The sequence below is a fragment of the Mesorhizobium sp. WSM4849 genome (assembly GCF_055811385.1).
In genome coordinates this window covers 46,827-57,948 of the sequence record NZ_JBVVPW010000040.1, presented here as the reverse complement: position 1 = coordinate 57,948, position 11,122 = coordinate 46,827, and the positions used below count along the sequence as shown (strand labels likewise).

Sequence of the window (11,122 nt, the reverse complement as noted above, 5' to 3'; positions counted from 1 at the left end):
CGCTTCGGCATCCGCAGCTTCCGGCTGAGCCTGCGCCAGGCGGCGGACAGGCTCGAGACCATCCGCACGGCGGAGGGAACGCCGCTGCCGGACAACACCCGCGCCGAGCTCTACCGCTTCCTTGAGCGGCTCAGCCTGGTGCGCGAGCAGATCCGCACGATCGAGCAGGAACGCCTGCGCCGGCTCGCCGCGGCTCCGGCTGCGGCGAACGGCCCGCACGCGATGGTTCGCCTGCTGGCGCGGGTCATCGGCGTCGGTGTCGAAACGGCGGACATGCTGGTCCACGAGATGCTGTCCCGCAAGCTGCGCGATCGCCGCGCCGTGGCGCGCTATGCCGGTCTCACGGGGTCGCCGGACGAGAGCGGCAAACGCCGCCGCGAGAAGGGACTGGCACGCGCCGGCAACGCCCGCGTCCGGCGCGGCATGATCCAGTTGGCGTGGCGCTTTCTCCGGTTCCAAAAGGACAGTGGTCTCGCCCGATGGTTCCAGGCGCGCACGGCCGACGGGCGCAAAACCACGCGCAAGACGATGATCGTGGCGCTGGCGCGCAAGCTGCTGATCGGGTTGTGGCGTCTCGTCATCACGGGCGAGCCGCCGCAGGGCGTCACCTTACGTGCGGCGTGATGGGGGCACGCAGGATAGAGGAGAACACAACCCAATTGGCGGCCCCGGTAGCGGGGTCTGCCGATGACGATCCGAGGTGGCGGCAACCCGAATTTTCACATGGTCATTTCATTTCGATCCGCCTAGTAGAATGGGTCCGCCGCCCCGGAGCTTCGCCGCCGATGCGCATGGCTGCATCATGGTTTAGATCCAACTGAGATCTACCGAATACAAGTCTGCCCCGCGACCTCCGCGCCTGGGCCTCATGGCGAACTCCCCTCGGAACTGTCGTCGGCTGCCGAATGGCGCATGGCGCGCCCGATCATTCAAGCCTGCCGCCCGTGCTCATGACCGTCAAGGACAAGTCCGCTGCGCGATGGGCCCCCGGCCCATCCTTGACCGTCACTGCGCGCGGCGGCCAGTTCGAAGTCAAGGTCGGGACGAGGAGATGGTCACCAGCTGGCCGAACAAGGAGATGCGGAAACGAAGCAAGATCAAGCTTGACAATCATCGCCCCATACAGGTGAAAACCTGACGCTTGGTACCCGGCGCAGAAGGCGGCTCCGGGCGGCAACCGGTCGTTCAGCGCCCCATGCGAGCACGAAATTCGGCAGTCGAATTGGTTCGGGGAAACGGTTCCGAAGGCAATTGTACACCGAGAAAGGCACAAAGCGGCCCCCACCCTTCGGAGACCTGATAAGTAAGAAGGCGCTCGGGCGGCAGCGTTGCTCTCACCGTAGCGTTATGTTCTTTATAGACGGCGATTGCATGATGACGGTCATTAAAGCGACCTCCAAAGACACCATTGCCAACTACTGCCACACCAAAGGACTGTGGGTCATTGCTGGCAGCGTCCATCGAAAGTCCTATTGTTTGCGCCACGCTGTCATACCAGGCTTCGGGGTCACGAACTGTGAGAACAACTTTTGCATCAGGGTAGTGATCGCTCACTTCGCGCCAGAAATGCGCCGTTGGCCAATCGACAGCGGAACGATAGCCGGCATATGCCAGATCCAAGTTCGGGAGTTGTCCCCGGCCAGCGGCGCGCCACAGCTCTTTCTGTTCGGGGTTGGCATTCACGTCTGCCATATGGTGGCAAGGCCCGAATCCAAGATGCTCCAATGCCAGTTTCAGCGAATACGTACCGGTGCGACCCATGCCCGCGCCAATGACATCTAGAGACATGAGCATCCTCCAAGGTGACTCAATCGCTCAAAATACCGCCCTTCCTTCTATTTCGCTACATGAAGGTCTCCGGGTCGATTCCTGCCATACCCTGCGGGTACCGAGCGTCAGGTTTTCACCACTAGTGTGCTCATTCCGATGGCGCCGAAGAGATGAAGCGGGTCAGAACTGACAACCCTCGGACCGGCCACAGAGGCAAGCCGCACGCTGGCCCCGTAGAGGACGAATCGAAACACTTCATCCCCTGACCGGTTTGTGGGCAGACTTTCGACGCGCGTGATTTCGGGCAGGTATTTCATCATGCCCAGCCGGAGCACGAGCCGCTTCCGGCAGAACACTAGGCCGCCTATTCGGATAGGCCCACCAACGGAACATTAGCAGCCGCTAACTGTTATCCGGGACCAGTGGGCCAACCCCCGCCCAGCCCAGCCCACTGCAGATCGGGAGCAGCCGGTCGGCCCGCGCTCGGAGGAGGAGCGCGGGCTTTCATTCACGTAATAGCCACCAGCAGGAGCAATCTTCTAGTCCGCCGTCCCCTACGGCTGGGTAGCGCTGGCTACCTGCGCACGATCCAATCCAGCAAGTCAGGATCTACCGTCTCAGTGCCGGTGAAGTCTCGGATCAATTGCGCGGCATATTCGAGCCAACGGCTTTCCGGTATATTCTCTTCTTTGATCGCACTGTGAAAAGCACTTCGTAGGATTTCGCTATCGAATGCCGACACCTTGGCGCCTGACACTTCAGCCTCCTGCCTCTTAGGGCGGAAGCACTGCCAGCTCCCAAGCATCCGAAATGCCTCTACTGGGTACGGACGACTTTGGGATTGTACGCTTTATTGCGAATTTCGCGAGTCCGGCTTCGCCCAATGTGGCGCGGCCTTCAATCCTCTTCCCGGAAATCCTGCGATGATGCGTGTCGCAGGTCTTCCTCGCCGCGCAGATGCTTGACACGGCCGATCAGCCCCGGCTTAACCCACTGCGTCGCCGGACGCTTCATGCCCTTGGGCGCCGTCCCTGCGTGCTCCTGGACGCGCTGCCAGAGCCGTTCGCGCAATTCCCGGTTGAAGGTGATGAAGGCCGAGCCGACATGGCGCCCGGTGCCTCGCTCGGCCATGAGAGCGAATGCCGGCTTGCCCCTCTCGCGTTCAACTCCGAGAAGCTCGAACTCGCTTTCGGTGAAGGATTTTGTCTTCAGCCAATTGGTAGTTGGGCCGCTGCGATATTTGCTGTCTCGACGCTTCGATACCATCCCTTCCAGGCCGGCCGCGTCGATCAGATGATAGATCGCGTTAGCTTCGCCCGGCATCGTCTCACTGAACTGGATGCGGCTATCAGACCCTATAAGGCCGGCCAGGATTTCCCGCCTGTCCTCCAGCATCATGTCGCGCAAGTCGTGGCCATTGAGATGCAGCAGATCGAACGCGACGAAATAGAGGTCGTGCTGGCGCCGCGTGATGGCCTTGCGCAAAGCCGCGAAATCCGAAAGGCCAGCCTCATTCAAGACGACGACTTCGCCGTCGATGATGGCATTCTCGACGTCCAGCGTTCGCGCCGCCGCAGCTAGGTCGCGGTATTTGGAGGTCCAGTCGAGTCCGCGGCGGGTGAAGATCCGCACACTGCCGGCATCGATGATGATCTGGGAGCGGTAGCCGTCGAATTTGGCTTCATGCATCCAGTCATCGCCTTGGGGCGGCTTGGCGACCAAGGTAGGCATCATCGGAGGAATAAATTCTAGCCGGCCCCCGGCACTCACTCGTTTAGGCACCAAATTGACTCTAGGCTCATCCAATTTGACAGCCAGAGGAACGGAACGTGACCATTTTACTAAATTAGCAATGATGCATGTAAATGCTTATAGTCTAACCAGCCGGCGACCGCCCGCCCAAGCCCCCGCCGGTTAGGCCCGGCGGCCACTACCCCAAACTCCTGCTGGGCCGCCCCATCTCAGCGAGAAAGCATGGACGGCCAAGATAACATCCGCAACGCATGGGCCGCCCTCAAGCTGGTTCGCATCGCGATCGAACAGACATGCCCCGCCGGCGTTCTGCCGAGCGAGGAAGCCGTTGTGCTGCTCTACGGCCCGGAGCCGGTCCATGAGGGCGAAGCGCTTGCGAAGGCCATTATTGAGACGGTCGAAAGGCTGAGCCGGTGCCACCGCGTTGACACATGGCTGAAACGCTAGCTTGTTAGAGAGAGGGTATATGGGTCTGGTTTTTACTGGAGAAGGTGGAGCCACTGAGCGATTCGAGTTGTGGCTTGAAGCCTTTGATGGAACAGAGCGTGTCCTCGTCGTGACATCGACCGAAGCGGTCGAAGACTTCGGCTTGGATGCCGTCCGTGAAATGGCATCTAAAAAATACGATGCAGGGCAGTTGGACGAGATCGGCCGCGTTAGAGTTCTAACTAGCGACCTGCAAGGTTGATAGCCCGCCCGTGAGGCAGCGTGGCTTGACGGGTTCGACGGCGGCCCGGCGTCGCAGCGCCCGTTTGACGGCCTTGGTGTGGCCGCGCTTGTAGCCGGCGACATGGACCTTGAACATCTTGCCCTTCGGGGCGTTGTGGCCGCGATAGCCGGCATCGGTGACGATCTTGCCGAGGCTGACGCCGATGGTGTCCTCGATTGCCGGGATGATGGTGGCCAGCGTGTGGCCGTCATAAGGATTGCCGGGCAGCGCCTTGACATGGGCGACGAATTGGCCGCCGCGGCTGCGCTGCAGCGGGGTGGCGACGGAGACCTTGACGCCGAACTCGTAGGGCTTGTGGGCTTTGCCCTTGCCAATGCACTCGACCTCCGGAGCGTGCAGGGAATACACCTTCTTGCCCCGCTCGCGCTGGCGCTGATCCCTGACGCGCCGGGCCAGCGACAGCGGCAGGGCAAAGACCTGCATCAGCTCCGGCCGCCCGACGAGCTTGCGGGTGATGTCGCGGATCACCGCTCCCAGCATGGTGCGCAGGCGCTTGAGCTGCCGGTTGGCCCGTTTGAACTGCTTGGCATGGGCATAACGCTGATGCTTGATCAGCGCGATCTTGCCGACCCGCGCATAGGATTGGCGCAGGGCAATGCCATGCCTCGTGGCCAGCTTCACCAGCCGCTCACGGGCGCGATGCATCAGCTTGGCGTCGGTCGGGAAAACGTTGCGTCACGCTACAACGGTGATCGACGGTCCTTCAAAAGCGTGAGTCGCTGAGGAAGTCCCAAGCCGCGAAGGTAGCATCGACTAGTCGGGTTGCGTCAGTCCGATACGACATTGCACAGCATCGATGTCCCTGTTCTCGGCGTCGGCATTCGCGCGCCCATAGGCGGTTTCTCCCGGTCCGAGATTGGATATCAATGCCCCGCCGGTCTCGATTGCACGACCGCTGGGATCGATGAATGCGCAGTTGATAAACACGGACTTGAAAGAATCGCTACCCTGATTGACGACCTTGACTATAGCAGTCGCCACCTTTCGCCGATCAATGGACAACGAATCAACCGTTACGTTCAAATCCATGGCGGCAATAAGTATCGCTTCAAACATGAAATCCCCCCAATGTTGTAACCCTAGAAGGAAATCACGTGCTAGCAACAGCCGAATCTATTGCCCACGCGTGCCGTCGAACCGTCCTAAAACTTTTTTCGTGGCGTTTATGGAAGAGAGACGACCCGACCGGTAGGCACGCTCAGATGGCGCAGGGTTGTCGATGCCCCCCCGCCCCCCCAGAGCCTCACCGATGTCGTCTAGCGTCTGTCGGCAGAGCCGCGCCATTGCTCGGACGTTGGCCAAGGATGCCATGATTTCCTTTGTCTGCCCGCCGTGGCGATAGTTGCCGTTACGCTTGCCCTCAGGTGCGCCGCCGGAAGCGCAAGCCGAACACGGGTGGCTAAAGCGAACGCTGACACTCTGCGCGGGTGGATGAATTGACGCTACATTCGATCAAGGCCGCAAGCTAAGGACGCAGGCACAACGCCAGAATGAAGGCCGCGGCGAGCAGCATGGCGACTAGTCCCCAGGGCATCCAATCCAAAACGAATTCTCGTTCCCGGAATGCGCCAGCGGGAATCACGTAGAGCGGCCAACAGAATAACTCCGAAAATTGCTTTCGCTGCCTCAGACCCGGGCTAGCCCTGCCCGCTCATCCCAGGCGCTGCGCGTGTGCCTTTATCAGATCTCCCCTGTGTAGAGCTGTCACTCTAGACTTCGCTTTGGCCCGCGGGATTTTTAGCTTGCGTCGTAGGCGGGGCCACGTCGTCGAGCAGGGTCGTCTGATCCGAGCCTTGCGTCGGCTCAGCTGGCAATTCACCATTTGGCGTCATCTTGTTGACAGCCTCGGGCAGATCTCGCGTGATCCTGGCAATGAGCTCCTCCCGCGATAGGCCAGTCTGCATAGAAAGAGCAGTGAGCGTCTCCTCGTCTATGGCCGTCTCCACGTCGCGTGGCTCGATCGGTTCGTTCGGCCCGGTGCCAACCCAAGAGTCCACCTTCGCGCCTGCGCCCGCAGTTCTGAACCGGTCGAGGATATCGCCCAGAGCTGTGCCCGACACGCCCTTGGACAACTGGTCCACGATACCGCCCTGCGGATTATTGGGATCGCGCTCTCGTGCGCGACGGATCATGTCTCCGATTTTGTCGCGATTCTGGTAAGCTAAAACCCCAAGCATTGCGATCGCTAGTTTTCCGAGATTTGCCATTGGTTCCTCCTGTTCCAACGTGGAGAAGGGCTCCGCTTGGCAAAAGTTCCATGTTCGACGAACTAATCTTGTGGTGGAGGTGCACGAAAATCTATGGTTCGATGCTACTCCCATGAAGTACTTGGCTTTTGCCGCCCTGCCACAAGCTAAGGACGCAGGCACAACGCCAGAATGAAGGCGCCGGCGAGCAGCATGGCAACTAATCCCCAGTTAATCCGGTAGATCATCGATCGTCTGACGACATATTCGCGCCATTGCCTGGACAACCGCCAAGGCTGCCATTGTGCGTTTGGTCCTGCCTCCGTTGCGATAGTTGCCGTTCCGCTTGCCTTCAGGTGCGCCACCGCCCGCACCGTGCATGCGACAGACTGCGCTGCCCCTCACCGCTGGCGATCGACACTGGCAACCCGTCCGCTTCGACCGAGCATGACACCGAGGCGCTAGGTTCATGAGGTTGACGTTATTTTTTTCCGTCACCCTGCCCCCAATGCGAGACGTTCCCGACAATAGCTTGGCCGCCTTCGTTCACCGTGACGTGCTTCACCGTGACGTGCTGCTGGCCGCCCGGCGAATTCGACCAATCGCATCTGCTCGGCGGCCGCAGCGTGTTGGATGGGAAACAGCGCCGGCAACCCAGAAGCTTGACAGGGAAGAGGCTATGCGCCTTTGACCGGCCGGCTGCTCTTTAGGCGTCCAGATCGATCAGCGCAGGTGGCGACCGAGCCTTCGTCTCATTCTTCCGGAGCGGTGGCTGGAGCGGTATAGCGCCGCCGGACTGCGTCGAGAACCAACTTGCGGCTTTCCTGCGCCGACAACGTCTTGTCCTTCTCCGCGGCTTGAGTTTCACGCGCCAGATCCTTGTCCCGGATCTGGCGGCGGAACCAGTCGGAATAGTCGCCGGCGCGCAAATGATGCTCCCAGGTCTTGTCGTCGATGCCTTCCGCCATCTGGGTAAAGATCATCAAATTGTGAGCTCGGAGTTTCATCGCGTCGTCGGGACCTCTGAAATAGAAACTGCCGGCTTCATCGAGCTGGCCTTCGGCATATTTTCGGCTGTGCCGCTTGAGCGACTGGCGCGGCTCGATCACTTTCACCGTGACTGGTTTCTTGCTCGTGTGCGGCCGCCAGAACAGCACGCGATCTCCCTTCGGCGACGACATCTGCTTTGGCGCTTCCGCTCCGGTCTCCTGGCAGAATGTCTTGACGACACTCTTCGCCTTGGGGCCAAGCGCGATGACTGCCGTTACCAGGCCCAAGGCATCTGTCGAAATCGCTTCCGGGTGGACCGTGATGAGGACCGTGCCCGGCAGTTCCAGCGACAGGACCGCGCGCGTGTCGTCGCGCCGCTTGGGTAGGAGGTGATGCGCTTCGTCGATAACCAGCCAATGCGGTCTAGCGGTGCGATAGCGGAAATTGCCGAGGCTTGGCAGCAGATCGGCAAAGAAGTCGGGCCGCTCGTCGACCCGCAAGGCCAGCCCGTTGACGACGACATTGGTGTCCACCTTCTCGATCAGGTCGAGCAGTTGATCCTTTGTCGGCGCGCTCGACCCGTCGCCAAGTCGAACTGCGCCTTGCAGGCCATCATAGTCGCCTTCCGGATCGAATATGCAAAACTGAAAGCCGGTCTCCACGAAGCGCTCCGTCAGCGCGGTGGCCAAAGTGGATTTGCCGATACCGGAACTGCCGGCGATCAGAACCGTGTCGGTTGGTGACAGATATGTCTCCTTGCTGCCGGCCTTGCCCAGCAAGATGCCGTCGCGCGGCTTTTTGACCAGCTCGCGATCATGCTTTACGAGCTTGCCGATCAGTTCCTCCACGCCCTTGCCGCGTGCGCCGCGCGTGACAAGATCGGCGGTATCCTTGACCGCCGGCAACGCGTTGTCGACGGCGACGCTACAGCCGCAGGCCTGCAAGAAGGCATGATCGTTTTCAGCATCGCCAATCCCGACCACATTACGCGGCGACAGGCGAAGATCCTGGAGTGCCGCGGTCAGGCCGGTGGCCTTGTTGATGCCGCTTGGCAGGACCATCACCGCGCCTTTGTTGAAGATGATCTCCAGTTCCAGCCCCAGTTCCTTGATGACATCGAGCACGGTGGCCTGATGGGGTTCCCAGGTGGCGACGATCGAACGTCCGACCGAAAGCGGTTTTACGTCGCGCTTCTTCAGCTTGGCGACAAGATCGGGCGAGGGCGACGGCGAAATGGCGCGCTCTTCCTCGCTGGCAGGGGTGTAGACCAGTGCTCCGTTTTCGGCGACCACCTTGTCGAAAATGCCAAGCTCCGGAAAGACGTGCTTGAGATCCGGCAATTCACGCCCGGTGACCAGGATGAGCTTGCGCCCGGTCTTCTTAGCCCGTTCCAGTGCTGAAAACGTCTTTTCGGAAACGATGCCGTCATGCGCCAGCGTACCGTCGTAGTCCGTGGCCAAGGCAATGAAATACATCCTCTGAACCTTTCAACCGAGTCTCCTAGGCGCCCTTCGCTGTCTGTAGAGAGCGAATGTCGTTCCTTGCCGTGGGCAAAGCGCTTCCACGGCAAGGATTTCAGTATCTCAATAACCTCCGACCACTGGCCTGGACGACGACAAGCCAGGCAGCCGCCGAAACCGCGAAGGTTGTGGCGGAGGCACTTGATCCAGTCCAGGGCGAAACCATCGTGAGCCCGAGACCGGAACCGACCAGCATCAAGATAACCGTCAGGGTCGATGCTGCAAAAGCGCCAGCGACAATCGGCCCCCAGTTGACTGCCGATGGTGAAGATTCAGTGACCGACGAGACGTCGGTTGGTGAGAGGACGGTTTGCATCTTCGCCCCCTATCGCGCAAAGAGCATGATCAGAATGATGATGGGGATCGGAACCCCGAGCAACCAAAGCAAAATCCCGCGTCCCATGAGAACCTCCTAATAAAGCGCTGAGACGAAGTAACAATTGCTGGAGGGGCCTTTCGTTCCTGCGGCCGCGTTTGCATCGTCGGATAGTCAATCGTGCGGCCGCCAGCGTGGTGGCTTTAATGGCGGGTAAAGTACTGCAGGCTTAATCGTGATCAGTGCCTCATTACCAAGCGCAGGCTTTGCCTATCTACCGGCCTTGGCGGCACCACGTTCCGGTTTGCAACCGCGGTCGCGGGTTCAACGCACTACGCTCGTTTTGTGCCCGTTCAACCTTTCGTCCAACTTTGCAGAAGTTGGCCTTTGTTCCCATAGACCGGATCCTTTCGCGGACGGGCAACCTTGCGGATGGTCGTGAGCACGCCACTGGGCCGCTCGGCGATTGTGCAGACGTCATAGGTCCCAAATGGAGGGTATGCCCCGACCACGAGAAAATCGTCGGACGCAGAAAGGCATTGGTGGACGGTGCCCGCCGGCAGAACTGCGACATCGCCTGCCTTGAGGGATAGTGTTCGTCCCTTCTTGCCTCCAAACTGAACTTTGGCCGTTCCGCGCGCGACGCCGAGCACCTCGTGTATTCGCGAATGGTAGTGGACGTAGTCGTAAATGCCATTGCGCCAGCTATCCCGCCATCCATTGGCTTCGAACAGTTCTTCTATGACGGCCGCGGGATCGAATTCCTCTCGCAGCTTCACGGCGCCTCGATAAACGACAAGCGGCCAAGAGGGATGATTAGGCACCAGGCCATCATCTTTAAACCGAAACTCATTGGATTTTCGCCGCCTTACATATTCGGTCACCTTGTTGCTTCCTGGTCTCGCGAAACCGGTGACCTGCTCGACAGCTTTCTTCATATCCTGGAAAATACTCATGACTGGGCCTTTTTGAGACGGACAGAACGATTGCCTGCCGCGCCGTCCCCGTCTCATTCAATCTCAACTAACAACCGCTTGCTTTCGTGGTTCCGGTCAGCCGCGAAAGAACGGCAAAAGACGCGCGATCAAGACAGTTCGCGGAACAAAAAGCCTCCACCAGCATTGGCGCATATGGCGCCGGCAGCCCAATGAAACTCGAAAAGACGCTTCACGTCGCGCTGGACGAATTGCGCATGCAGATGCTTGGGGCCCAGGTTCTGTTTGGATTCCAGCTGCAGGGAGTTTTTCAGGAATCGCTTTTCGACCGCCTCCCAACTCGTCAAGGTCTTCTCATGCATTGGCCTGTGTGCAGCATCATAGTTATCCGAGTAGTCATCGAAACGCCGCGCGGCTCTGCGGCGAAGCTGGTTTACGAGCCCAAAAATCAGGTCTTCGGCTATTCACGGTCGCTGCCGGTGGGATGACTTATCCATACGACTGGGGGTTTGTACCCTCAACGCTTGGAGACGATGGCGATCCTCTCGATGGGCTCGTGATCCATCAGGCGGCTAGCGCCCCGGCGTGGTAATCAAATGCGATCTTCTCGGCGCGCTTCGGGTCAAACAAAAGGACCAGGGAAGCGAGGTCGTGCGCAACGACCGTTACGTCTTCTGCCCGCACAAACAGGATGCTCCTTACGAGCCGATAGCGGCTGACCATGTTCCTGATCAGCTGCGCCAGGAACTGGAACAGTTCTTCGTATCGGCAGTGCTCGCCACCGGAAAGAAGATTAAGATCAAGGGTTGGCAAGACGCTAAGCAGGCCCGAAAGTCGATAACAAAAGCCATGAAGGCCTTTGATGATCGTAGTTCCTAACCGCATATCCAGGTTGCAGACTCTAGCCCAATTTCCGCAACCGG

The 11,122-nt window shown here is 59.7% G+C and carries 11 protein-coding genes and 3 pseudogenes; 5 read left to right on the top strand and 9 right to left on the bottom strand.

Annotated features, from left to right (window positions below):
- A partial coding sequence (locus tag AC0L3L_RS31530; RefSeq protein ID WP_473641050.1) for a transposase occupies positions 1-624 on the top strand: 624 nt, incomplete at its 5' end.
- Positions 625-1,185: 561 nt separating this feature from the next.
- On the opposite strand, the gene AC0L3L_RS31525 is transcribed toward AC0L3L_RS31530, so the two are convergent.
- The 3 genes from AC0L3L_RS31525 to AC0L3L_RS31515 form a co-directional block, all read right to left on the bottom strand.
- The gene (locus AC0L3L_RS31525) at positions 1,186-1,788 is read right to left on the bottom strand and encodes a sulfotransferase family protein (protein WP_473641049.1); all 603 of its coding nucleotides are present in this window, start codon (positions 1,786-1,788) and stop codon (positions 1,186-1,188) included.
- A 556-nt stretch (positions 1,789-2,344) separates the two neighbouring features.
- Entirely contained in the window at positions 2,345-2,527 is a 183-nt protein-coding gene (locus AC0L3L_RS31520; protein ID WP_473641048.1) for a hypothetical protein, read from the bottom strand.
- A gap of 140 nt (positions 2,528-2,667) precedes the next feature.
- Positions 2,668-3,504 (bottom strand): ATP-dependent DNA ligase, encoded by an 837-nt coding sequence (locus tag AC0L3L_RS31515; protein WP_473641046.1) that lies wholly within the window; start codon positions 3,502-3,504, stop codon positions 2,668-2,670.
- Positions 3,505-3,744: 240 nt separating this feature from the next.
- Between AC0L3L_RS31515 and AC0L3L_RS31510 the strand changes: the two genes are divergently transcribed.
- Positions 3,745-3,969, top strand: a complete 225-nt coding sequence (locus AC0L3L_RS31510) for a hypothetical protein (RefSeq protein WP_473641044.1) — start codon at positions 3,745-3,747, stop codon at positions 3,967-3,969.
- Positions 3,970-3,988: 19 nt separating this feature from the next.
- On the top strand, positions 3,989-4,210 hold the full coding sequence (locus tag AC0L3L_RS31505) for a hypothetical protein (RefSeq protein ID WP_473641042.1): 222 nt from the start codon (positions 3,989-3,991) through the stop codon (positions 4,208-4,210).
- Between the two features lie 27 nt (positions 4,211-4,237).
- On the opposite strand, the pseudogene AC0L3L_RS31500 reads toward AC0L3L_RS31505, so the two are convergent.
- The 6 genes and pseudogenes from AC0L3L_RS31500 to AC0L3L_RS31475 all read right to left on the bottom strand — a co-directional run.
- A pseudogene (locus AC0L3L_RS31500) lies at positions 4,238-4,921 on the bottom strand (transposase family protein); the annotation flags it as partial.
- Between the two features lie 84 nt (positions 4,922-5,005).
- Positions 5,006-5,308: an FxLYD domain-containing protein gene (locus AC0L3L_RS31495; RefSeq protein WP_473641040.1), complete on the bottom strand. Its 303-nt coding sequence runs from the start codon at positions 5,306-5,308 to the stop codon at positions 5,006-5,008.
- A gap of 653 nt (positions 5,309-5,961) precedes the next feature.
- Positions 5,962-6,459, bottom strand: a complete 498-nt coding sequence (locus AC0L3L_RS31490; RefSeq protein ID WP_473641038.1) for a YidB family protein — start codon at positions 6,457-6,459, stop codon at positions 5,962-5,964.
- A 731-nt stretch (positions 6,460-7,190) separates the two neighbouring features.
- On the bottom strand, positions 7,191-8,903 hold the full coding sequence (locus AC0L3L_RS31485; RefSeq protein WP_473641036.1) for an HAD family hydrolase: 1,713 nt from the start codon (positions 8,901-8,903) through the stop codon (positions 7,191-7,193).
- Positions 8,904-9,033: 130 nt separating this feature from the next.
- Positions 9,034-9,264 (bottom strand): annotated as a pseudogene (locus tag AC0L3L_RS31480) (hypothetical protein); the annotation flags it as partial.
- 353 nt (positions 9,265-9,617) lie between these two features.
- Entirely contained in the window at positions 9,618-10,220 is a 603-nt protein-coding gene (locus tag AC0L3L_RS31475) for a cupin domain-containing protein (protein ID WP_473641034.1), read from the bottom strand.
- An 86-nt stretch (positions 10,221-10,306) separates the two neighbouring features.
- Between AC0L3L_RS31475 and AC0L3L_RS31470 the strand changes: the two genes are divergently transcribed.
- Both AC0L3L_RS31470 and AC0L3L_RS31465 read left to right on the top strand, forming a co-directional pair.
- Positions 10,307-10,687 carry a hypothetical protein gene (locus tag AC0L3L_RS31470; protein WP_473641032.1) on the top strand — a complete coding sequence of 127 codons (381 nt, stop codon included), beginning with the start codon at positions 10,307-10,309 and terminating at the stop codon, positions 10,685-10,687.
- Positions 10,684-11,078, top strand: a pseudogene (locus AC0L3L_RS31465) (inorganic diphosphatase). Before AC0L3L_RS31470 ends, AC0L3L_RS31465 begins: the two are co-directional and overlap by 4 nt.
- The last annotated feature ends 44 nt before the right edge of the window (positions 11,079-11,122 follow it).